This window comes from Peribacillus sp. B65, from assembly GCF_058513295.1.
Genome location: NZ_CP195840.1, coordinates 3,957,509 through 3,981,448, shown reverse-complemented (window position 1 = coordinate 3,981,448; position 23,940 = coordinate 3,957,509). Strand labels below are relative to the sequence as shown.

At 40.6% G+C, this 23,940-nt stretch carries 24 protein-coding genes; 7 read left to right on the top strand and 17 right to left on the bottom strand.

The window, feature by feature from the left end:
• Positions 1-53: 53 nt before the first annotated feature.
• Positions 54-1,316 carry an MFS transporter gene (locus ACSR9O_RS19380; RefSeq protein ID WP_491724938.1) on the bottom strand — a complete coding sequence of 421 codons (1,263 nt, stop codon included), beginning with the start codon at positions 1,314-1,316 and terminating at the stop codon, positions 54-56.
• Between the two features lie 160 nt (positions 1,317-1,476).
• Positions 1,477-2,232: an SDR family NAD(P)-dependent oxidoreductase gene (locus ACSR9O_RS19375; RefSeq protein ID WP_101222999.1), complete on the bottom strand. Its 756-nt coding sequence runs from the start codon at positions 2,230-2,232 to the stop codon at positions 1,477-1,479.
• A 279-nt stretch (positions 2,233-2,511) separates the two neighbouring features.
• Between ACSR9O_RS19375 and ACSR9O_RS19370 the strand changes: the two genes are divergently transcribed.
• Positions 2,512-3,198, top strand: coding sequence for a TetR/AcrR family transcriptional regulator (locus tag ACSR9O_RS19370; RefSeq protein ID WP_230176715.1), 687 nt, complete (start codon positions 2,512-2,514; stop codon positions 3,196-3,198).
• A 359-nt stretch (positions 3,199-3,557) separates the two neighbouring features.
• A complete protein-coding gene (locus ACSR9O_RS19365; RefSeq protein ID WP_491724937.1) occupies positions 3,558-4,061 on the top strand; it encodes a DinB family protein in 504 nt (167 codons plus the stop codon).
• Positions 4,062-4,238: 177 nt separating this feature from the next.
• Here ACSR9O_RS19365 and ACSR9O_RS19360 read toward each other — a convergent pair whose 3' ends face one another.
• The 13 genes from ACSR9O_RS19360 to ACSR9O_RS19300 all read right to left on the bottom strand — a co-directional run bounded on the left by ACSR9O_RS19360 (position 4,239) and on the right by ACSR9O_RS19300 (position 15,767).
• On the bottom strand, positions 4,239-5,051 hold the full coding sequence (locus ACSR9O_RS19360; RefSeq protein ID WP_101223494.1) for a PhnE/PtxC family ABC transporter permease: 813 nt from the start codon (positions 5,049-5,051) through the stop codon (positions 4,239-4,241).
• A gap of 59 nt (positions 5,052-5,110) precedes the next feature.
• On the bottom strand, positions 5,111-5,896 hold the full coding sequence (locus ACSR9O_RS19355) for a PhnE/PtxC family ABC transporter permease (RefSeq protein ID WP_101223002.1): 786 nt from the start codon (positions 5,894-5,896) through the stop codon (positions 5,111-5,113).
• Positions 5,886-6,674: a phosphonate ABC transporter ATP-binding protein gene (phnC, locus tag ACSR9O_RS19350; protein WP_101223003.1), complete on the bottom strand. Its 789-nt coding sequence runs from the start codon at positions 6,672-6,674 to the stop codon at positions 5,886-5,888. The genes ACSR9O_RS19355 and phnC overlap by 11 nt, the downstream gene beginning before the upstream one ends.
• A gap of 27 nt (positions 6,675-6,701) precedes the next feature.
• Positions 6,702-7,736 carry a phosphate/phosphite/phosphonate ABC transporter substrate-binding protein gene (gene phnD, locus ACSR9O_RS19345; RefSeq protein WP_491724936.1) on the bottom strand — a complete coding sequence of 345 codons (1,035 nt, stop codon included), beginning with the start codon at positions 7,734-7,736 and terminating at the stop codon, positions 6,702-6,704.
• 128 nt (positions 7,737-7,864) lie between these two features.
• A complete protein-coding gene (locus tag ACSR9O_RS19340) occupies positions 7,865-8,578 on the bottom strand; it encodes a phosphonate C-P lyase system protein PhnL (RefSeq protein WP_101223005.1) in 714 nt (237 codons plus the stop codon).
• Between the two features lie 22 nt (positions 8,579-8,600).
• Positions 8,601-9,779, bottom strand: a complete 1,179-nt coding sequence (gene phnM, locus ACSR9O_RS19335) for a phosphonate metabolism protein PhnM (RefSeq protein ID WP_491724935.1) — start codon at positions 9,777-9,779, stop codon at positions 8,601-8,603.
• A 30-nt stretch (positions 9,780-9,809) separates the two neighbouring features.
• Complete coding sequence (locus tag ACSR9O_RS19330) at positions 9,810-10,655, bottom strand: ATP-binding cassette domain-containing protein (protein ID WP_101223007.1); 846 nt, start codon at positions 10,653-10,655, stop codon at positions 9,810-9,812.
• On the bottom strand, positions 10,656-11,510 hold the full coding sequence (locus tag ACSR9O_RS19325; RefSeq protein WP_491724934.1) for an alpha-D-ribose 1-methylphosphonate 5-phosphate C-P-lyase PhnJ: 855 nt from the start codon (positions 11,508-11,510) through the stop codon (positions 10,656-10,658). It lies immediately after the preceding gene.
• Positions 11,503-12,639 carry a carbon-phosphorus lyase complex subunit PhnI gene (locus ACSR9O_RS19320; RefSeq protein ID WP_491724933.1) on the bottom strand — a complete coding sequence of 379 codons (1,137 nt, stop codon included), beginning with the start codon at positions 12,637-12,639 and terminating at the stop codon, positions 11,503-11,505. The genes ACSR9O_RS19325 and ACSR9O_RS19320 overlap by 8 nt, the downstream gene beginning before the upstream one ends.
• A complete protein-coding gene (gene phnH / locus ACSR9O_RS19315; RefSeq protein WP_491724932.1) occupies positions 12,621-13,238 on the bottom strand; it encodes a phosphonate C-P lyase system protein PhnH in 618 nt (205 codons plus the stop codon). The genes ACSR9O_RS19320 and phnH overlap by 19 nt, the downstream gene beginning before the upstream one ends.
• 14 nt (positions 13,239-13,252) lie before the next feature.
• On the bottom strand, positions 13,253-13,678 hold the full coding sequence (gene phnG / locus ACSR9O_RS19310) for a phosphonate C-P lyase system protein PhnG (RefSeq protein ID WP_230176707.1): 426 nt from the start codon (positions 13,676-13,678) through the stop codon (positions 13,253-13,255).
• 279 nt (positions 13,679-13,957) lie between these two features.
• Positions 13,958-14,659: a GntR family transcriptional regulator gene (locus tag ACSR9O_RS19305; RefSeq protein ID WP_491724931.1), complete on the bottom strand. Its 702-nt coding sequence runs from the start codon at positions 14,657-14,659 to the stop codon at positions 13,958-13,960.
• 223 nt (positions 14,660-14,882) lie between these two features.
• Complete coding sequence (locus ACSR9O_RS19300; protein WP_491724930.1) at positions 14,883-15,767, bottom strand: PHP domain-containing protein; 885 nt, start codon at positions 15,765-15,767, stop codon at positions 14,883-14,885.
• 888 nt (positions 15,768-16,655) lie between these two features.
• On the opposite strand from ACSR9O_RS19300, the gene guaC reads away from it, so the two are divergent.
• Positions 16,656-17,639 (top strand): GMP reductase, encoded by a 984-nt coding sequence (gene guaC, locus ACSR9O_RS19295; protein WP_491724929.1) that lies wholly within the window; start codon positions 16,656-16,658, stop codon positions 17,637-17,639.
• Positions 17,640-17,687: 48 nt separating this feature from the next.
• Here the strand turns inward: guaC and ACSR9O_RS19290 are convergent, their stop codons facing one another.
• A complete protein-coding gene (locus tag ACSR9O_RS19290) occupies positions 17,688-18,029 on the bottom strand; it encodes a zinc ribbon domain-containing protein YjdM (RefSeq protein ID WP_101223017.1) in 342 nt (113 codons plus the stop codon).
• A 157-nt stretch (positions 18,030-18,186) separates the two neighbouring features.
• On the opposite strand from ACSR9O_RS19290, the gene ACSR9O_RS19285 reads away from it, so the two are divergent.
• The 4 genes from ACSR9O_RS19285 (at position 18,187) to ACSR9O_RS19270 (ending at position 22,675) form a co-directional block, all read left to right on the top strand.
• Positions 18,187-18,876 carry a response regulator transcription factor gene (locus ACSR9O_RS19285; RefSeq protein ID WP_054400643.1) on the top strand — a complete coding sequence of 230 codons (690 nt, stop codon included), beginning with the start codon at positions 18,187-18,189 and terminating at the stop codon, positions 18,874-18,876.
• Positions 18,873-19,877: a sensor histidine kinase gene (locus ACSR9O_RS19280; protein WP_491724928.1), complete on the top strand. Its 1,005-nt coding sequence runs from the start codon at positions 18,873-18,875 to the stop codon at positions 19,875-19,877. The genes ACSR9O_RS19285 and ACSR9O_RS19280 overlap by 4 nt, the downstream gene beginning before the upstream one ends.
• A gap of 100 nt (positions 19,878-19,977) precedes the next feature.
• Positions 19,978-20,739 (top strand): ABC transporter ATP-binding protein, encoded by a 762-nt coding sequence (locus ACSR9O_RS19275; protein ID WP_101223495.1) that lies wholly within the window; start codon positions 19,978-19,980, stop codon positions 20,737-20,739.
• On the top strand, positions 20,729-22,675 hold the full coding sequence (locus ACSR9O_RS19270) for an FtsX-like permease family protein (protein WP_491724927.1): 1,947 nt from the start codon (positions 20,729-20,731) through the stop codon (positions 22,673-22,675). The genes ACSR9O_RS19275 and ACSR9O_RS19270 overlap by 11 nt, the downstream gene beginning before the upstream one ends.
• Positions 22,676-22,726: 51 nt before the next feature.
• On the opposite strand, the gene ACSR9O_RS19265 is transcribed toward ACSR9O_RS19270, so the two are convergent.
• Positions 22,727-23,791 (bottom strand): NAD(P)/FAD-dependent oxidoreductase, encoded by a 1,065-nt coding sequence (locus ACSR9O_RS19265; RefSeq protein ID WP_260358373.1) that lies wholly within the window; start codon positions 23,789-23,791, stop codon positions 22,727-22,729.
• Positions 23,792-23,940: the final 149 nt, after the last annotated feature.

Genomic DNA, 23,940 nt, shown 5'->3' with positions numbered 1-23,940 from the left:
GAAATAATGCTCCCGCCCTTTTTAAATATATTGGCTCATGCCCTTAGAAAAAATCAATTCCAGTGCCCAGCTACCTCGAGTTTCCTTTTTCCTTTGAAAGCAAGGATAATCAAAGCTAAATTGATGATTAACATGATAGCGATCGCATAGAGTACGGATGTATAGCTACCTGTGAATTCAAAGATATAACCGTATCCCGGTAAAGCGACAATACCAGCGACAGCTAAACCTACCACAGCAGAAGCATAGATTTCACTGTATTCTTTATTGCCGAACAAAGCAGTTGTCAGCAGCGGTCCCAATGTGCCGATAGATGCAACTACAAATCCATAGATAGCAATGGCCAATGTAAACATTCCTGAATTTTCCGGAATGGCTAAAAGGATTACAATTGGAACCAAACCTATTATCATCGCAAAGAGTGCTGTGTTTTTCGCTCCAATTTTATCCGAAAGAACACCGAAGGCTAAAGCACCTAATAACACACCAACCGACCAGCCTCCCATTGCATTACCCGCAAATGTAACATCATAGCCCAAGCCCATCGCAAATGGTGCAACATGCTGACCAAAGCTTCCTATTGCCGTTATAAAGAAGAAAAATAGGAGCAATGCATAAAATGCAGAGGATTTTCTTGCTACTGCTGCTGTAACCCCTTTATTAGTAACTGCTTTAGGAATTGCCTTTTCATCACTTTCAGATTCGTCTTCCCCAAGCCGCTGCATACCTTTTTGCTGTGGGGCCATCCTAATCGTTAAAAGTACGATTGGTATTACGATTGCCATCACCAATACACCTAAAATGATATACGTATTTCTCCAGCCTTGGCTATCTATTAAATTACCTGCCATTGGTTGAAGGATTGCCCCGAATAACCCGCCTGAAGCCACCATGATTCCCATTGCCAGGCCATTATGCTTTTTAAACCAATTATTGATCAATACTGGCCCAGCCATTTGGCAGACAAAAATTGATCCAATTGACATAGGGATACAGAACAAGTACCAGCCCCATACGGAATTCATTAAACCAAACATAGCAAATGATCCTGCTTGTAAAACAACTCCTATTACCAATATTGTTCTAATATCATATTTCGCCATCATTTTACCTGCAATCGGCAGGAAAATCATGGTGACGATTGATGAAATGCTGAAGTACAAGGATAAGCTTCCCATCCCGAAGCCCAAATCCTCTGTCACAGGTGTCAAAAACAATCCGCCTGCAGTCATAATGCCGCCTTTGGCAATACCGACCATAATAGCCAATCCAGCTAATAGCCACCAAGCAAAGTGAATTTTTTTCTTTTTACTCATTGATGTTTCCCCCTAAGCTCTCGTATTGCATCAAAATCCCCGCAGTAAAAGCCAGTAGCGTCATCGATTTGAAATAACACTACTGGTTATTAATGGACATTATCTAACTCCATATATCCAATTATTGTTTAATCCTCAAAAACACCCAGCTAGCATCCGCTTAACGTAGTTTAATGGAACCGCCATCCACCATGATTGTTTGACCAGTAATATAATCAGAATCCTCACTTGCCAAGAATACAGCTGTACGTCCGATGTCACTTTCAAGCTCACCAAGTCTTCTTAGCGGAATTTTCGCAAGCATGTTTTGATAATATTCTGGCTGCTCCTCTGCCCATTGAAGCATGCCTGGTGATTTGGCAATCGGGGCAATGATATTTACATTGATGCCGAATGGACCGAATTCATTTGCTGCAACACGGGTAATTCCACGGATTGCTTCTTTTGCTGCTGCATACGTACCTTGATTGACATCACCATTAATCCCGGCACCTGATGCAAAGTTAATGATTTTACCCTGTGTTTCTTTTAAGTATGGCAATGCAGCTTGCATGAAGTAGAAGGTTGGATAGAATCCGGTATTAAAGGATAAATCCAATTCTTTTTGTGTTGTGTCAGCAATGGAAGCCATTCTTGAAGCGTGTGCATTATTTACCAAGATATCAATTTTCCCGAATTTATCAGCCACTTCTTTAACGATCGAAGCCAATTTGTCATGCTCTGCAAGATTAGCTTGAATGAAAATGGATTCCGGTTGATATTCTTGTAATTCTTTTATGGTTTGGTTCCCAAGCTCTTCATTTAAATCGATGATCGCCACTTTTGCTCCTTCTTTAACGAAAGCCATGGCCATACCTTTACCAATACCGCCAGCTGCCCCAGTGATGATAGCGGTTTTCCCTTGAAGTCTACTCATTTTTCTATCCCCTTTTATACATGTATTTTTTGAAATGCAATGAACTGCTTCTCTATGCATATATCTTGCTTTTATATCGGTATCGTGAATATGCACATTAGCATGAACCAATAATATAAAACGTTGACTTGTAAGTCAATCAAAAAGTTGACTGATGAGTCAATCAAAAAAGTATTCGCTGAAAAACGAGGATAACCTCCCTTTTCTATCGAATATGTTAGTGAATGTTAAAAAGCCCCATCACTATTTTTTTTGATAAACTTATATGGTAGAGTGTTTATGGACAGAAAAATTTCCTACCGGTCGTTTTTTAAAAATTACCCATATGCATCAGCGATGAAATATTATTCAGCAAGTGAGGAATCAACGATGGCTCCAAAAAATGATGAACAATTTAAGATAATCCGAGATCAACGCTATGAAGAAATCAGCAGTGCTGCACTGAAGATTTTCGCACGCAAGGGCTTTGCTGCAACAAAAATCAGTGATATTACTTCATCCGTGAATTTAAGTCATGGACTGTTTTACCATTACTTCAAATCTAAAGAGAATATTTATGTTTCCATTATCATGAACGTAATGGATATGTTTATTGAAACAGTGAATGAAGCGGAAAATAGAAAAGGCACACCTTGGGATCAACTGGTTTGGTTCACTGAACTTACTTTTTCCGGTTCACCAGAGGAAGCCTTGGATCGCCGTGTTCTTGTTATTGAAGCCCAACATTCCGACACGCTCCCTGATGAGATTAAACAAGAATTGAATCAAAAATATGCCACAGCCATGAGAGGGATTGCCCGTATTATCAGTAAAGGACAGCAGGATGGAATTTTTGTGGATGGTGACCCGTTGGAACTGGCCATTTACTTCATTTCACTTAATCAAGGACTTTTATTATGGAATTCAAAAGATATCCATCCCATTAAGGTTTCCGTTAACCAAGTAATGCGTCAATTACAGGCATAAACTTAAGTAATGTGCATAGGCATTAGGGTATCAACACTCCTGAAAAAATGATTTTCCTAGAAATGCAGACCTGACTTCAGATCTGTATTTCTACCTCAAATCAAAACATTATAAATACCGATAAACAATGTGTTTTCGTTGTACTATAAGAAATATCTTTTAACACTCTTTTTTAAATAGAAAACCTGGTTAAAAGCATAGTCTCACACTCCTTCAATCATCATGAATCCACTTTAAATCAGGTGTTTTTTCCGTAGTTTTTATGCATTCTTTATGCAATCAGATATCCCTTTGTTTTTTCTTATATCAAAAAATTCAGTGATGCTTTCATATGGGGGTGTCACAAAAGGGGAGTTCTCATGAATTTTATCGAGTATGATTTGCTATTTGAATCAAGAAAACAGTTAATAGAAGAAATTACGGAGTTGGATGAAAAAATGCTCCACCATAGGCCTGTGCCTGAAGTATGGAACATCGCCCAAATTTGCCATCATTTATATCTTACGGAACAGGTTTTTACAGAAGTTATAGCAAAAGGCATTCGGGAAAGGGATTTTAATAATATCATTCAAAAAAACATTTACTTCGTTACTGATAGAACAAGGAAATTCTCATCCCCTGAGGTCATTTCACCCTCTTCAACCCCATTTCAATTATCGAGCCTTATGGATTTGCTGGCAGAATCAAGAGATCGATTATTACAGGTTCTTTATGATATGGATTCAGATATCTTGTTGAACAGAAAGAAAGCCAAGCATCCCCTGTTCGGGGACCTCTCATTGGATCAATGGATAGAATTATTATCCTTACATGAACAAAGGCATATCAACCAGATACAAGAAATAAAGTCCTCCCTTATATAAGCCATTCAATGACTCCATTAGTAATCAGCCGGGTACAGCATTTAAGTCGATTTCCAATAAATAAAGAGACCACTTCATTTTGTGGTCTTCTTTCATGCTTACTATGAAACGAACGTGACTGTCAGGGGCTGCACCAAATTGTTGGATGGGCATAACCCATATTTAACCATTCCGGTATCAAGATGATACTTTTAGTTTCCTTTTGATTTGTGTTGCGAAGATTTCAAGACAGATTGCAATTATCAGGATAAAATAAGTGATTGCTCCAATTTCACTCAAGTCAAAGTAAAATCCACTTGCCATGAACATATCAAAGCCGATTCCTCCTGCGCCTGCCGCTGCGCCCATTGCGACCGCCACTGCAAAATTGATTTCAAAGCGCATGAAGGTCCAGGAAATGATATAAGTAATCGAAGATGGAATGATGACTTGAAACACGATCTGCCACCAATTCGCACCGCTTGCTTGCAGGGCTTCTATAGCACCTTTATCAATTTCCTCGAAGGATTCCGAGTAGGCCTTTACAAGGTAACTTATGGAGTGAAACGTCATCCCTATAACTGCCGCTACACTGCCCAACCCTGCTGCGACTGCAAAGATGAGGACCCATAACACGGTAGGAACGGCTCTAATCAGGGCAACCGATCCCTTTATGATCACCGATAATGGCTTGGACGAGATATTTCCAGCCGCTAAAAGTCCCAACATCAGGGCAATGATTGCACCAAATATTGTCGTCAAGAAGGCTAAACCTAATGTAATCGACACCTGATAAAGCGCTTGAGCAAAGGTAAAGTGCTTCAGATGCGGCTCAAAAAACATGGTCTTCAAATTGTCGACCGTCAATGATAGCGCGTCCCACAGTTTGACATCCTTATAATCAAAACTGGCAAAAGCGTATATGGTCAAACCTGCTAGTAGCAGCACACACAACCTAATGGCGATTGAAGATTTCGAGAAGGGCTTTTTGGATAGCCGTTCAAGTAGCATTTTATCTAAATCCTGGCCAGTAGGAGAAGGAAATGGTTTGATTGGACCCTCTGCCTGCATTATAAAATCACCCTCCTCACATAATTTGAGATCAATTCAATAGATAATATCGAAATGATGATCGTAATGACGACAAGACTGGCAATGTCATAACTCAAGTTTTTATAATAAAGATTAAACGTAAAACCAATACCCGATCCTGTAAGCAGTCCAACCAATGTTGCATTCCTGATATTCGTTTCAACCATAAAAAGTACCCAGCTGATCATTTGCGGAATGGTTGAAGGTATAACAGACTGCGAAATTACGGTTAGATAACTTGCGCCGGTTGTCTGCAAAGCCTCTACGGAACTGCAGCTCACTTCATCGATCGTTTCAATAAAAGCCCTTGTTAAAAAACCGAAAGATCCGAAAAACAAGGCAAAATAACCGGTCAAGGAACTTTGTCCAAATGAAAATAACAGAACCAACGCCCATATTGAGACATCAATATTCCTAAATAAAACTGCTATCCCACGGCTAAAACCTCCGAAAAAGGCATTCACCCTTGTCGTATTGGAACCCAGTATCGCAAATACAAAGGCCAATATTCCTGCTAATGTGGTTGCAGCAACGGATATTAAAAGTGTTTCTTTCAGCTTTATCAAAATGTCCGGGAGTTTGGTAAGGGAATCCTTTGTTGGATAAAAATTCGATAACGACCATTGTATGGCCTTAGGAACGGAAGTAACCCCTTTTGCGATGCTGAATTCGGTAATGATGATGGAAACAGCCGTCGCAGCCCCAATGAGCAAAAACAATACAAGTGAATTTCTTCTCTTTTTTGCAAAAACATCAGCCGACATGGGAACCTCCCAAATCAAAAATCAACTTTCCTTCATCCGATCCATAAATCTGATGGATATCATTTGAGGTTATATTTTGAGTTGTGCCATTGAAAACAACCTTGCCACCATTCACACCGATAATTCGATCCGAATATTTCAGGGCCACATCGACTTGATGCAGGTTGACAACAACTGTGATTCCCATGGAAGAGCATATATTCCTTAAATGATCCATGATCACCTTGGAAGAATTCGGGTCAAGAGAGGCAATCGGTTCATCGCACAATAGCAATTTAGGATTTTGGATAAGTGCCCGCGCTATACCAACCCGTTGTTTTTGGCCACCGCTCAACTGATCGGACCTTTTATAGATTAGATCTTCCAGACCGAGAATTTGGAGAACTTTAGCAGCCTGAAGTTTCTCCTCTTCACTATAAAGGCCAAGGATTCCAGCCAGTGTAGATTTATAGCCTAAACGTCCATGGAGGGTATTTTCAATCACACTTAATCTATTTACAAGATTGTAATGTTGAAAAACCATCCCTATTTTCCTGCGTACTTTCTTTAACTCCCTTTTATTCACCTTGTATACATGATCATTATCAAAAATGATTTCTCCGCTAGAAGCATCGATCATTCTATTGATGCATCGAAGAAGAGTTGATTTCCCTGCACCGGATGGCCCTATGATCGAAACGAACTCTCCTTCTTTCACAGTGAAGTCAATATTGGATAACGCCTTTGTACCATTTCCAAAATGTTTTGAGACATTTTTCACTTCCAATAATGTTTTCATGTATGATCCTCCCACATTGTATTGCCTTTATTTAGATAATTCCCGAATTGGATTGAACCAGTCATCCTCAACTTCTACCAATCTTTCTTTTCCGCTCACCCTTTTAAATAGCCCTGATAACTTAGAGTCTTCTGGTACAAAAACTTTCTCGTTATTTGCCATTTCATCAGAAATCAACGTTTTAAGGATTTTTTCACGTGTTTCCTCACTGACTAATTCCGTGTTAACAACGAAAGGTGCATTCAAAACTGGTGTCACTGAAATGAGTGAGAATGTCTTATCTACAACTGTGTTAAAGGGTTCAGCTGCACCCTTCTTTACCTTATACACGGCACCTGCTTTATTCTCTTCCCCATCAGCCAGCTCCACATAATTATTGACACATGTGTCACAAAAAGCTGCCACGTCCGCTTTCCCGGTCAAAAGATTTACAGCGGATCCTTGGTGTGAACCGCCATAAAGCACTTCACTGAAGAATTTATCTTTCCCGCCTTCCAATAAATCCTCGGCCTTTAATTCCTTAAACTTATCTTGCTTCGAGAAATAATCAACGATTCCTGTGGAAGGAACTTTGAAGCCAGATGTAGAGCTATTTGATACGAAAGAGAACTTTTTCCCTTGGATACCGTCTATCTTATATTCGTCGTTAGTTTTATAGTCATCTGCATTTTGAACAGCCAGCCAGCTATTATAGACTGCATCATCCAACGTACCTGATTCACCGCTTGGAACAACTAGAGGTTGAACACTATCATTTTTGTTGTTTGCTTCAATATATCCTTGTGCTCCCAGGAATGCCATATCTGCGTTTCCATTAGCAATTGCCTCGATTGCAATGTTATAATCCGTAGTGGTCTTATGTTCGACTTTCTTTCCTGTGGCATCTTCTAAGATCTTCCCGATTTCATCGCGGGCTTCCCCTAAATCTTCCCCTGATTCATTTGGCAGCCATGCTATGGTTAATGTATCATCCTCATTTGCACCTGTTGAACTACTAGAAGAGCAGCCTGTAAATACCAGCAAACTAACTAACATCAATATGGACATCATCGACTTTTTCACGTTAAATCTCCCCTCCATTTTATACAGTCTTTTCTTATTTCAGTCACTTCCCATATAACAATACCGGTACAATACTAACCTGCTGTTAAGGAGGCTGAATATTCAGTAAAATTTGCGTGAATTCATCATTAAATTTTTTGAATAGCATGATTAAAACATCCATCCTGCATGCTATATTCCTTAGTTACTAACCGATTCATGAACTCCAAGTCATGAAAAATGCCCAACATTGTCGTTCCTTCGTTCATTAGCTGTTCAAGGAGGGTTTTCACCTTCACTTTAGAATCGTGATCCAAACTTGCAGTAGGTTCATCCAACAGAAGGAGCCGCGGCCTTTTCACCATCGCTCTTGCTATATTTAACCTTAGCTTCTCTCCTCCTGAAAAAGTGGCAGGGTAACTGTCCCAAAGCTCTTTTCCTATTTCAAAGTGATTGAGGATTTTTTCTGTTTCGATATTGGCCATTTCCCTGGTTTGTCCCATTTCAAGGATGGCCCCGGTAACGAGCTGCCTTGCTGTAGTTCTTGGCATGACATTTAAAAATTGGGATACATAACCTATCTCATGCTTACGCATGTAAATCATTTCCCTTTCCGTTGCTTTTGCCAGATTGATCGCACCATAGTGGGAAGAATCATACCAGATGTCTCCCACTTGAACCCGATAAGTACCGTAAACCGATTTTAGGATCGTTGATTTGCCGCTGCCGCTCTTGCCTGTAATGCCAATGAATTCGCCTTTTTTCACTTTGATCGTAATGTTGCTGACCGCATGGATATTCTTGCGTTGATTATGTAAAATAAAAGACTTGGATAAATTATTGATCTCCAATATGTTCTCCACTTTGCCACCCGCTTTCTAGAATTTATATCCTGTAATTCGTTTTTTGAATCAATTTTCCATCTACAATCACGGTTGTTATCACAGGGAAATCACCAGAAATTTTTTCAATAATAAGTATGTCAGCCTTTTTCCCTTCGTGAATCGATCCAATTTCGTCCTCCATCTTGACTGCCTTTGCAGGATTTAACGTAACTAGCTTAAACATATCGACAAGATCCATTCCATGGTTTTCGACTAATTCAAACATTGAATGCAGAAGGGCTGCAGGGTAATAATCACTGCATAATATGTCTATGCTTCCATCCTGAATGGCTTCAGTGGCACTTAGGTTCCCGCTGTGAGAACCTCCCAAAAGCACATTTGGTGCACCGGCTATAGTATACATCCCCATATCATGGGCCTTACGGGCAATCTCAAGTGTGATTGGAAATTCACTTATACTCGTTCCAAAGCTGTGAACCAATTCAAGCTTCTCTATTGAATCATCATCATGTGAGGCAACGGCAATATTGTTTTCCCTTGCCAGCAGTGCGATTTCCTTCATTCTTTCAATCGTCAGCTTTTCCTTCACTTGATGAGTCCGGATCATGACATCAATGGCTTCATCACTATAATCGTTATACCCTCTTAAAGTGTTTCGATAAATCTCTAGATGCCGATACTGCCCTTGTCCTGGAGTGTGGTCCATGAATGAGACCAGATGCACTTTCTTTTCCGTAACATATTCTCTTAGACTATCAATATCTTCCAAATTATCGATTTCATAACGGGCATGAAACCGATGACGTACTAGGTGCTTCATCTTATGTGTTTGATCAATTAAGTCAATAAGCTTCCTAACATTCTCAGGCTCCCGAATTGGCTTATATGCGTATTCAGTGGATTTATAGAGCGACAGTGAGTGGAACATGGTCGTGATCCCGTGCGTAATCAGTTCCTTTTCCGTTTCTCTTAAGCTCAAATTAAAATTCATTAAAGAAGTCGGGCGCGGCGCAGTCATATGTTCAATATAATCCGAATGGAGATCAATAAAACCGGGTGAAACATATCCGCCCATAGCGTCCAGCACTTCGATCTCAGGACTTCTTTCTATTTCTCCCACAGGTGCAATCCGGCAAATTCTATCATCCTTAATTAAGAGATCATGGTCCATCAGGATCGAGTCTTCCGTTATTATCTTTCCATTTTTAATCAGCAACAATGTCTCTTCCCCCATTTTCTTTAGTTTCTTTTACAGCAGCGAGTGTACTAATTGCTGGGTATAAGGATGCTGTGGATCTTCGAGTATTTGATCGGTTAAACCTTGTTCGATTACTTTACCCTCCAGCATAACGAGCGTACGGTCTGCAAGCATTCGGATTACGCCCAAATCATGGGAAACCAATACAATGCTAATATTCAAATCTCTTTGGAGGCCTTTAATTAAATCCAATACACTTGCTTGAACTGATAAATCCAAACCTGTGGTGACCTCATCCAATAGCAGTATGGGTGGATTGTTGGACAATGCTTTGGCTATCTGGACCCGTTGCTGCATTCCGCCTGAGAAATTCCTTGGTTCCTCTTTCATTCGATGAATGGGAATATTGACTGCTTCCAGGAGCTCGGCGCCTCTTGATTCCATGCTGCCAACATGTCTGTTCCCAGCTGAAATTAACTTCTCGGCAATATTGCCTATCGAGGAGAAATCCATTTTCAACCCTAGAATCGGGTTTTGATAAACCTTTCCCATCAGGTGGTTCCGAACGTATCTTTTTTTCTGGGCAGACTCCATGAATAAGTTCTTTTTTCCATCCTCAAAGCCAGCCACATACAGTTCTCCCTCTGTCACTTCTTCGTCAAAATACAAACTTTTCATTAAAGTGGATTTGCCGCTGCCGCTTTCCCCTACTATTCCGAGAACTTCACCTTGATACAAATCAAATGTCAGATCTCTGCAGGCATAAACCGTCCCGCATTCGTGACAATAGTTTTTCGTCACTTTTCCTGATTTCATATGTTTGCATATCGAGCATCCGTCACCATACTGTTTGTTCATTTTTTTAACTGATAATACGGGCACCTCAAGCACAGACATTTAATTCACTCCCAATGATTGTTTTTGATTGACCATTTCAAGGCAATTGCTTGTATCATTGCATTGGAAATACGTTTCACCTGACTCCTCATCAACAAGTTCATCCAAAAACACATCGTTGGACCCGCAGAGAATGCAAGCATGATTTGCAAAAGACTCGATTTGAAATTCATAATCATCAAATGCCAAAGATGATACATTTGTATATGGAGGTACTGCATATACCTTTTTCTCCCTGCCTGCACCTAGCAAAATGAGCGCTTCATTATCGTCCAGCTTGGCATTATCGAATCTTGGTATAGGACTTGGTGCCATGACATACCTGTCACGAACCATCACCGGATGGTCTGCATCCGTCGCCATTATTCCGTACTTCATAATTTGTTCAAATAACATAAGCCATGCTCCGCTATACTCTCTCTCAGCATGCAGCTTTTTCGTTTCATGTTCGCTCGGTTCAAAATTCCTTAAAGGTTCCGGTAACGGAACTTGAAGAATTAAAATCTGGTCTCGTTGCAGCGGCACTTCCGGCACCCTGTGTCTAGACTGGATTAAAGAGGCTTCTTTTGTGCTATCCGTTGTCCTTACCCCAGTAGTATCAGATACGAGTTTTTTTATGTTAACGGCATTAACGGATTCATCCGAGCCTTGGTCGATTACCTTAAGGACGTCATCCTTTCCAATCAATGACAATGTCAACTGCAGGCCGCCTGTGCCCCAACCACGCCCAATCGGCATTTCCCTTGAAGCGAATGGGACTTGATAACCCGGAATGGCAATCGCCTTCAGTGTCGCCCTTCTAATCTCCCGTTTCGACCCTTCATCAAAGAATGCAAAATTATAGGTCTTATTCATGCAATCCAACCTCCTGCTCTGTGGTCTTATCTTTCGACTTCCGAATGCTATCAAGCTTGGACTGGAACGTAACATAATGAGGCATCTTCAAATGGGAGATGAAGCCCGTTGATTCCACTGAATCTATATGATAAAGAACGAATTCCTCGTTGTGACTTGGAAACTCCTTGTTGGGTTTTTCCAGGCAATTATCCAAGATGCCCATTGCGATTGCTTTCGTTTCATTTTGTCCCATGCACATGCCATAGCCAACTTCAAACTCTATTTCTTTTTTGCCTTGCTCTTTCTCTACCGTAAGCGGAATGAGCATCTCTGTCTCAGTTGCTGTGAAATCCCCAATATAATAGCTATCTTGCTCTTGCCCGTCGTCCAGCAACGGGTGATCGAGATGAACTGGCAGCTGGCCTACGCGCAGCTCCCCTACTGTCGGGTGCAGTGCACCATATCCACGGATGACTGCATAAGCAAGCGATGTCACTGCACCGGTTTGGCCTCTTGTTAAAATTTGCAGGCGTTCACTCCGCATTGAAGGAAACTCCAGACTTTTCCTTGTCACATCCCCAGGCTGCAAATCATTGTTTTCACAGCTTGCTAATAAGCCTTCACTTCTTAGGTAGTCCAAAACTTTAGGCAGGGAATTTAAATCATCCATTTGGCTCTGATATTCCGTTGAACGATTTTCTTCTTGAAAAGCCCGTAACCAGCCTTGAATGCTAATATCCGATTCATTTTCCAGCTCCGAATCTAGCAACCTATGTGTATAATCGGTTGTTGCACCTAAAATCTGCCCGCCAGGTACATCCTTAAAACTAGCTGAAATTCGCCTTTCCACCTTCATATTTTCAGAACTGATCACTCTTGAAACATGCTTTCGCGGCAAAGTGGATCGATAAGCTCTCAAGAGGAAAACAGCTTCTTCCGGATTGCCTTCAGCCTGTTTAATAGCAAGTGCAGCCAGTGATTGATCATACAAACTGCTTTCTGACATAACCTGATCAATCAACCCTCTCATCCCAGCTTCTATCTTATGCAGCTCTATAGCCGTCCCTTTTTTGACCCGTTCATACTTTAAGCGTTTGATGGATTCCTCAATCGCCGTTGTTCCTCCCTTTACTGCAACATATCCCATATAATCTCACCCCCATTTTCTTTGATTTGAGTCGTTCTCGGTAAAGCTATTAAACGATCTTTTTGATCCACAAAATACATATCGATTCCTAACGGGAATTCTATGTTTTTTTCGTTCCTTGCACCAAGCCAGGCGGAGACATTTGGGAGGCTTATGAATGATTCCTCTTGAATTCCCGGTCCTGAAAGGATCATTGAATCCCCTTTCGTTATATCCGGCACTTCTAGAATGATCATTGCCGATTCATGGGGGTTCAACAGATTTCCTATCTTTGCTTTATTTATCGCTTCCTTCCTTTGCTCCTCGGAGGCATCATGTAAAATAAAAATATAATCCGCTTCCGGCAAATCGACAGGCTTCGAATAAGTAAGCTGATTGATCATTCTTGACACCGCCTCCCCCTCCTTTGCAATGACATTAAAAGTCACTTCAGGGTCAAGTACAGTAAGTGCAAGCAGAATAGTAGAAGATAAGCATTCCATTTGAACATCCAATGTCTTGGCTTCCCTCTCCAAAACCACTAAAGTTCCAGGTCTTGAAGTCGCCGTTACAAGCTTTCTATAAACAGTTTGTATATCATGAACTACATCCAAATTCATTGCTTTCCCCCCTCTTATTGAACATCCATTGTTTCAAAATTAACTTTGGTTCTTAAGATTGATCGATTCAGCTCTTGAAGATTTTTCTGTATATTCTTCTTCTCATTTTCTAAAGCATGTGACCATAATCTTGTTTCTCCAAGATCAGCCTGATAAGCAGCATCAATGATCGCTAAACTTTGTGCCAGCTCTTCCCGATGTCCCTTAACGATACCAATCCCGATTGAATCCTGGATTTGGACCGTGCATTCTGTCACCAGCATTTCCCCTAGATAAAACAAGCTCTTTTTTGCCGTTTCCCTTGTCTTTAGCAACACGAGGGCACTTTCTGGCTTTTGAATGACGGTAACTTTATATTTCATTGCTATTTCCTTGGCAAATTCCTTTGCAATGTCCTCAGAGCCTTGTATCAAAATCTCGGTTCTTTCCCTTCTTCTCATTCCATTGGCCTCCAATGTTTTAGTTTCAAGCTAACATCTTCAATGTATCTTGTTGCCAAGTGAACGTACGTTAAGAAAGAGTAAATCTTGTATGGAATTTGTTAAAGCCGGACCTACATTATTCAAATTTCGTGCTTCACTCGTGAATTCGGAGCATTTACTCGTGAGTTCCGTACTTTTACTCGTGAATTCGGGACATTTACTCGTGAGTTTCTTACTTTTACTCGTGAATTCAGGGCATTTACTAGTGAATTCGACCGATATCTGGAATGGAAGTTTTTATATAACATATGTGAAACAATCGCTCCGATAGATTATGACCGTGTGCTCAAGGACTTGATTACTTCGCTTATCCTGGCATACTGATTCCACTTGCAAAAGTGGAATTAAACTTGAACACTGCAAAATATCCCGTTCGAATAAAGTAGGAAAAATCACATTCAACGTGCTGCTGCTGGATCCGAATTCTACAAAGCCACGCTGCCGATAATATTGAAACATGGAGGTTATATCCGGACCGTCCTTTTCTATTTCAGGAAATGTTGATTTTGCTACAAAAGATGTATGAAGAGCAATCGGGAAATCGTCCATTAACCTAAGCCTGCCAATTTTAAAGACCTTGTCATCACTTTCCACCCCGAGGCTTTGAAAGATCTTCTGATCATAAGAAATTTCTTCGCAAAAAATAGTACTCGTTTGAAAGGAAAACTGAAATTCTTTCATTTTCTCGGTGAAACTAACATCTCCGGATAGAATTAACGGAATTTGTTTCTTGGTTTCCTGGACATAACTTCCCTTACCTTGCTTCGAATAGATAAAGCCTAAATCTTGAAGCTGCTCATATGCTTTCCTGACAACCATTCTTGGTACATTAAATTGATCGGCGAGTATATGCTCTGAAGGTAACTTTTTATCAAATTGAAAGGTCCCACTCTTAATTTCAGATATCAAATGATCCACTAAAAAGTTTTTTTCCGCCAACAAAAATCCCCCTTTACATATAATTTCCTTGTTACTGTCAGTGTAATGAGAAAATATGAAGCTATCATGATTTTCTTGTAAAAAAAAAGTCCTGGTCAATTACCAGAACAAAAGGAATCACTTATTTTATCAATCTTTTTCCATACAATCCCCTGCATGTTCAGTCTTTCAAATTCCTAGTCCAGCATGTAAGCATGCCGCTCTCACAGCAAAATTCCTGGTTTCATAGATCGATATTTTTCAATATCACATCATTAATGGCCATGCTTTTTTTCCTTAATTTCAAAGCAGCCACACATTCCTTTCCTGGGCTCATACTGCCAAGACGAATCGGCTTCTCCCCATAATCCCCATGAAAATCCGAACCCCCTGTCTTAATGAGATTATATTGATCTGCATATGAAATCGCTCTTTCCTCTTCTGCATGCCCATGATGCGGGTGAAGAACTTCAATCCCTTCAAGCCCTGCTTCTACAAGCTCAGGAATAATTTCAAAGCTCCCGTATTGTCCAGGGTGAGCAAGGACCGGGACGCCTCCGGCAGCTCGAATCGCCTTTACAGACAGAATGGCATCCACATACTCCATAGGAATAAAGGCAATGCCTGGCACTTCTCCATTTTGGCCGCGACTGAAGATTTTCTTATACAAATCACCATAGATGGAATCCGTATACCCCGATTCCCGTAGCGCTAGCATAATATGCTGTTTATAAACTCCGGTTCCTCCCCTGAATTTAGAAACCTGATCCCAAGTTATTCGATAGCCTGCATGAATTAGTCGTTCCACCATTTTTTCAGAAGCTGCATTCCTTTTTTCAATCAATGGATTACAAAGCTCCTCAAGTGCCTTATGACCAGGCTCAACAAAATAGCCCAGAATATGTACACGCCTGCCTCTTGCAAAGTCATAACCAGACACTTCTATACCAGGGATGATTTCAATTCCTATTTCCTTTCCCCGTTCCACCATCTCTTGCAACCTTATCGTTGTATCGTGATTCGTAATGGCTAAATGACCAATGCTCTCCCTTTTTGCAACCTCCAATAGTTCTTCAAAAGAACTGGAACCATCTGAAATGTTCGTATGACAATGTAATTCAACCTTCACGCCAATCCCCCCATTCTTTTTCGTTACCCATTATCATTTTAACTTAGTGCCATGTCGGTCAACGTTAAGATGATGTAAAAAAACGTAAAGGTGTAAAAGTCATACAAATTGGTGAAAATACTTAAGTATTTCAGGCTGTAGATAAATAAAAATGTTCTAGTTGATTTCAGAAACCCGCTCCCTTTCCACCGACTGTCTGCCAAGCCTCCTCGACTTAAACGTCTCCGGGGTCTCGGCTAGCCAGTTATTCGGCAGGAGTGTCGCAAATTTCTTCCATCCATTAAGGATTACAGGAAAAAAAACATGAAGGATAAACTAGTCTTAAATAGGATTCGGAATAAGACGAGCCAGCAGTTTTTTCTTTTAAAACACAAAGTTGATTGGAACGGAAGGTACGAGACTCCTGCGGGAAAAGCGAGTCCAGGGGAGACCCCACAGGCGCAAGGCGCCGGGAAGGCTCCCGGACCGCCCGCGGAAAGCGAGTGCCTGGAGAGGAAATCAACGTTCCCATTTTACAAACCTACAAAAAAGCTGTCGGCAAATAATTATTATCTAGTTTGTGAACAAAAAGGTTCTATCTAAATAAAACAAAGTTGATTGGAACGTAAGGCGCGAGACTCCTGCGGGGAAAGCGCGGCAAGGGAGACCCCGCAGGCGCGCGCCGAGGAGGCTCCCGCCCGCCCGCGGAAAGCGAGTGCCTGGAGTGGAAATCATTTTCATTGTATATTTCGCTTCCTATCCAGTTACGGATTTTCCATCAAGCTGAAATAAAATCAAAATAAAACCATTAAAAATTTTGACTTACTGTCAAAAATGATGTACATTACCTATTGGGCGAACAATTTTAATAAATAAATATAAAAATATTCGTATATAGAGGTGCATAACATGGAAAACGTGTTTGATTATGAAGATATTCAATTAATTCCTGCAAAATGTGTAGTAAATAGCCGTTCTGAGTGTGATACATCCGTTACTTTGGGTAAGCATACATTCAAGTTACCTGTAGTACCTGCCAATATGCAAACGATCATTGATGAAAAGATTGCCATGTACTTGGCTGAAAACGGTTACTTTTATGTAATGCATCGTTTTGAGCCAGAAAAACGAGTGACTTTCATTAAAGACATGCATTCACGAGAATTGATCGCTTCCATCAGCGTCGGCGTTAAAGAAGAAGAATACGGTTTCATCGAACAGTTATCGAGTGACAACATTGTGCCTGAATACATTACGATAGATATTGCACACGGACATTCCAATGCCGTGATAAAGATGATACAGCATATTAAAAAACATTTACCTGAAAGTTTTGTCATTGCAGGAAATGTAGGAACTCCTGAAGCGGTACGTGAATTGGAACATGCCGGTGCAGATGCTACAAAGGTGGGCATTGGACCAGGTAAAGTATGCATCACTAAAATCAAGACTGGATTTGGCACGGGCGGCTGGCAATTAGCTGCACTTCGCTGGTGTGCAAAAGCGGCAAGCAAGCCAATCATTGCAGACGGCGGCATTCGCACGAACGGTGATATTGCCAAATCGGTTAGATTTGGAGCTTCGATGGTCATGATCGGTTCACTATTTGCTGGACATGAAGAATCTCCAGGTCAAACGATCGAGAAAGATGGAAAGGCCTTTAAAGAATACTTTGGTTCAGCATCTGAATTCCAAAAAGGTGAAAAGAAAAACGTTGAAGGCAAAAAGATGTTTGTCGAGCACAAAGGATCTTTGGAAGATACGTTGAAGGAAATGGAACAAGATCTTCAGTCATCCATTTCATATGCAGGTGGTACCAAGTTGGAAGCCATCAGGAATGTGGATTATGTGGTCGTTAAGAATTCAATCTTTAACGGTGACAAAGTTTATTAAGAAGTAACGTAAAAACGGCCTAATCAATGGATTAGGCCGTTTTTTTAATTATACCTTTTTAACAAATTGGGATTTTAATTTCATTGCACCAAAACCATCAATCTTGCAATCAATATCATGATCACCATCAACTAGACGGATGCTTTTGACTTTAGTGCCCATTTTTAAAACGGATGAGCTCCCTTTCACTTTAAGATCCTTGATTACCGTAACGGTATCACCATCGTTCAAGGCATTTCCATTAGCATCTTTGATAACCTTCTTTTGATCACCATTTTCCGTTTCCGCTTCCACCGTCCACTCATGAGCGCATTCCGGGCAAACAAAAAGACTTCCGTCTTCGTATGTATATTCTGAATCACATGCAGGGCAATTAGGAAAATCAGACATAATTTCACTTCCTCCATTCGTTATTCCCAATTTTAATATAATAATGGTTTACATACAACCAGTAGGCTATACTGCTCCTGTCCCCCCCCTTCCTCTAGAACCTATAAAGGTTTTACTATATACTTTTAAGAAAAAGCTGGAAAGTGCGGTGAATCCATTGTTTAAACTTCTATTGATAGAGGATGATACGACGTTATTCAATGAAATTAAAGATAGATTGGCGCAATGGTCTTATGATATTTACGGAATTGGCGATTTTAGTAAAGTGGTTCAGGAATTCACGGACATAAAACCTGATTTGGTCATCATTGATATACAGTTGCCGAAGTTTGATGGATTTCATTGGTGCAGAATGATCCGGGCCCATTCCAATGTTCCCATCATCTTTTTATCATCACGCGATCATCCGACCGACATGGTGATGTCCATGCAGCTTGGAGCTGATGATTTTATCCAGAAGCCTTTTCATTTCGATGTACTCATCGCAAAAATACAGGCCACCCTCCGCCGGGTATATAATTACAATACCGAAAAAATCGAATTGAAAACCTGGTGCGGCGCAACTGTGGATTATGAGAAGAACACGGTATCGGCCGAGACTGGTACAATCGAATTGACGAAAAATGAAATTTTCATCTTGAAAAAGCTCATTGAACAGAAAAATAAGATCGTAAGCCGCGAAGAGTTAATCAACAGCTTATGGGATGACAAACGTTTCATAAGCGATAACACCCTTACAGTGAATGTGAACCGTTTACGAAAGAGGTTGGATGAACTGGGTTTAGGGCATTTTATCGAAACGAAGGTCGGACAGGGCTATATCGCCGTAGAAGAGGCAAATGCATGATCAGAAAATATCTCATGGAAAGGTTCAGCTGGATCACATTCTACATAATTCTTCATCTATTCATTATCTTTGTCGCTTATCTTGATTCGGCTATTCCGTTAAAGCCAATACTGTATATTGCCTTTTTATCATTGCTCATGTTCAGTATCTTTTTGATTTTCCGCTATAAAAAAGAAACTTCCTTTTATAAAAGTCTAGAAGCGCGGGAAGACAACCTGGATATAACGAATATAGCCGAACCAGAGAGCCCTTTCGAAAAAATCATAGAAAACAGCATCATTAACCAAACCGAAGTATTGAAGCAATCCGCAGCAATTGGCCGAATGACTTTAGAGCAGGAGAAGGATGAATTATTATCTTGGATTCATGAAGTGAAGACACCATTGACAGCAATGCATTTAATGATTGACCGCTTGGATGATGAATTGCTGAAATCGCATTTGACTTATGAGTGGCTGCGCATTCACCTTCTTCTTGATCAGCAGCTCCATCAAAGGCGCATGCCTTTCATCGAAAATGATTTGTATATAGAGAAAACCGATTTGGAAACAATAATCTTTGATGAGATTAAAACGCTGCAATCATGGTGCATTCAAAAAGGGATCGGCTTCGACATACAATTGGATGTAACCGAAGTGCTTACTGATGCCAAATGGCTGGCCTTCATCATGAGACAGCTCTTGACCAACTCCATTAAATACAGTGAAAACTCAGATATCACGATATATTGCCATGAACAAGCCGGACAAACGGTTCTTGAAGTCCAGGATTCCGGACGGGGCATTGACCCAAAGGATTTATTCCGCATATTTGATAAAGGATTTACCTCCACGACAAACCATCATGACAATGCGGCAACCGGCATGGGGTTGTATTTAACCAAGAATGCGGCCGAGTCCCTATTCATCTCCATTGATGTTAAATCAGAGCTTGGAACCGGGACGACCGTTACCTTGACCTTCCCAAAAAGAAATGATTTCGTGAATATCACAAGCATGTGACAAAAGTGTCACATGCTTTTATTCTTTGTTCGTCCAAACGAAGGAAAAGAAATACATGGCCTTTTATAATGAGGATATAGAAAAAAAGGAGTGTATCCAAATGAATATATTAGAAGCGAAAAAAATCCATAAAAGCTATGGTAATAAATTCAATAAACAAGAAGTATTAAAGGGTCTCGATATAAGCATACAAGAAGGTGAATTCGTAAGTATCATGGGTGCTTCCGGTTCAGGAAAAACGACTTTGCTGAATGTCCTTTCCTCGATCGATAAAATCAGCAACGGCACCATTACGATCGATGGAAAAGAGATTTCAGGGATGAAAGAAAAGAATTTGGCCGAATTCCGGAAAAACCATCTAGGCTTCATCTTCCAGGAATATAACCTATTGGACACACTGACTGTCAAAGAAAATATCCTTTTGCCCTTATCCATTACAAAAACGCCCGCTAATGAAGCGGCACAAAAGTTTGATAGCGTGGCGAAGGAACTGGGCATATATGAAGTGAAGGATAAATACCCAAATGAAATTTCCGGTGGTCAAAAACAGCGTACGTCTGCAGCACGGGCTTTCATCCATGATCCAAGCATCATATTTGCCGATGAACCGACTGGGGCGCTTGATTCAAAATCAGCTTCCGATTTACTGAACAAACTGAGCGAAATGAATAAAAAGCGCAAAGCGACCATCATCATGGTAACCCATGATCCAGTGGCGGCCAGTTATTGCAGCCGAGTCATTTTCATTAAAGATGGTCAAATATATACACAATTGAATAAAGGTGAAGAATCCAGACAAACCTTCTTCAAGGACATCATGAAAACACAAGGTGTATTGGGAGGGGTTCAAAATGAGCATTAATCAACTCATCTTGCGAAATCTGAAGAAAAATCTGAAGAACTATTATCTGTATGTGTTTGCCCTGGTCTTCAGCGCTTCCCTTTACTTTGCTTTTGTCACCTTGCAATATGACCCATCGCTGGATGAAGCGGAGGGTACGGTGAAAGGGGCCGCCTCCATCAAGGCTGCATCAATCCTGCTTGTTGCGATTGTTTCCATATTCCTTTTATATGCCAATAGCATTTTCATAAAAAGACGCAGTAAAGAAATTGGCTTATTCCAATTGATAGGCATGACGAAGAACAGGATATTCCGTATCCTTAGTGTGGAAAACCTGATCCTGTATTTCTGTTCCGTATTCCTCGGAATCTTTGTAGGGTTTGCCGCTTCAAAATTGATCATCATGATACTATTTAAAATAATGGGTATCCAGGCGATCGCGACTCTTAAATTTTCTTTTCAGCCGCTAGTGCAAACCTTGCTCGTTTTTAGCGCCATCTATCTTTTAATCATGTTGATGAATTATACCTTCATTAAAAGGCAAACCATTCTATCATTATTTAGAGTGACTTCAATGACGGAAGGAAAAGTGAAAAAGGTTTCGATGTTCGAAATGATCCTCGGGATATTCGGGATCATCCTGATCATTGCTGGCTATGTCGTTTCATCCAAATTATTCGATGGAGCTTTTACAGAGATGACCGAGCTTTTTATGGCCATGATATTCATTTTGGCAACCGTCATCATCGGTACCTATCTGTTCTATAAAGGATCCGTAAGCTTCATCTTTAATATCATCCGTAAAAAGAAAAATGGCTATTTGAACATTAATGAAGTATTGTCCCTTTCATCCATCATGTTCCGGATGAAATCGAATGCGATATTATTGACGATCATCACGACCGTTTCCGCTTTGGCGATCGGGTTATTATCATTAAGCTATATCTCCTACTACTCAGCGGAGAAAATGGCACAAAGCAGTATCCCCACCGATTTTTCGATGACGGATAAGGGAGATGCGAATACATTCAAAAAAGCTTTATCCGACAGTAAAATTGATTATGACGAAAAGGTGATCGATGTCATTCAAGTGGATGTCAATGTAAAGGAAATTATGGAGACTAGCCTCGAAGGAGTGAACTTTGATCCCGACATCATGACCGTTCCCGTCATCAGTGATGAATCCGTTAAAGGAATCAACCTCGCTGAAGATGAGACCCTTTTCAGCGGATACAGTAATATGATGGAGAAGGTCATGTCCTTGAAGGATTCCGGAAAGATTGAACTGAAGGGCAAAAATGAAGTGATTCCGCAAACATATATGGGCTTGAATGATGATACCTTCCTGTCCTATTACTTCACGAATGGCGGACTGCCCGTTGCCATTGTAAACCAAACGATATTCGACCGTTTGAAAAAGGATGTCGACCCGAAAATCCAAAAAGTATCATCCGTTAATATCGGCATTGATGTGAAGGATGAAGCTGAACTTGAAAAAGCGAATGATCTATTCAATAAAATGAGTTTTAAAGAAGAACATGTGAATGATTCCCAATTTGAAATGTTCAACACCCAGAAGAAGAACATGGGGCTTATCATGTTCATCGTCGGCTTCTTAGGGTTAACCTTCCTCATCACATCCGGCTGTATCCTATATTTCAAACAAATGGATGAAAGTGAAGGTGAAAAATCCAATTATACTATCTTAAGAAAACTGGGATTCACGCGTGGTGACTTACTAAGGGGAATCCAAGCAAAACAAGTTTTCAATTTCGGCATTCCTTTGGTCGTCGGTCTGCTTCACAGTTATTTCGCAGTCCAATCAGGATGGTTCTTATTCGGGACCGAAGTTTGGACACCGATGATCATCGTTATGGCATTATACACGGCATTGTATTCGATCTTCGGAATCCTATCCGTATTTCATTACAAGAAGGTCATTAAAGAATCTCTATAAACCGCTAAAAGCTCCAGGGCCCATGAGGCCCTGGAGCTTTTTCCGTTCCCTTTAAAGTACCCCAGCCGGTTTCATCATTTCTTTGATCAATTCCCTGTTGCGCTTTTTAAAGATTTCATTATGGGAAGAAACCATTCCCACTCCGTGAGCGTCAGGCTGGATATATTGCTTTGCCTTGTTTACGGCATTTGCAGCATCTTGAAAAGTGCCTGCTATCAGGTTCAATTTACCTTCATGACTTAAGATATCACCGGCAGCGTATATTCCATCCATCGAGGATTCACTTGAAGGAGTACCTTCAATATAATAATTGTCGGCTATGGCAATATCCACTTTACTATTTCGAAGCAGAGATGTATCACGCTCATAACCATGATTGATGATGACTTCATCGATCGGCAAGTAAGAAACCTCTCCCGTTGCGTGATTCGTCAGTTCAACATGTTCAATTGATTCATGATCAGCGCAGGCGATCAGTTTTGTAATCGTCGTATTCAAGAAACAAACAGCAGAGCTTTCCATCAATTGCCTTGCTTGTGATTCATGACCTGCTAAACTATCTTTCCTGTATGTCAGATACACCTTTTTGGCGATGGGCTCCAATTCATTTGCCCAGTCTATTGCAGAATTCCCGCCGCCTGAAATGATCACCGTCTTATCCTTGAATCGATTGAAAGACTTAACAGTATAGTTTAAATTGGAGACTTCAAACCTTTCAGCCCCGTCTATTTCCAACTTTTGCGGATTCAGAATTCCGCCGCCAACCGCGACAATGATCGTTTTGGAAAAGTGCATTTGCCCTGAAGCGGTATGTAAAATGAAGATACCTTCTTCATTACGTATGATTGATTCCACTTTTTCATTCAAGACGACTGTTGGATTGAATGTTAAACCTTGCTCCACTAACTGCTCAATTAATTTTTCCCCAGTAGTGGGTGTCAGCCCTCCTACATCCCAAATCATTTTCTCTGGATAGACATGAATTTTCCCGCCTAGCCGTGGCTGGTATTCAATCAGTTTAACTTTCATTTCTCTAAGTCCGCTATAAAAAGTGGAGTAAAGACCTGCTGGCCCTCCCCCAATAACCGTTACATCAAATAAATCTTGCTGTTCCATTTACGTCCACTCCCCGGTAATCAAATGTGATTGATTATCATTCTCATTTAATCGTACACTCTTTTCTCACTTTTTACAATATGGATTTATTAAAAAACTCTGTTCATTTTAAAAATCAACAGAGTTTTTTTATTCCAATCACTAAAAAC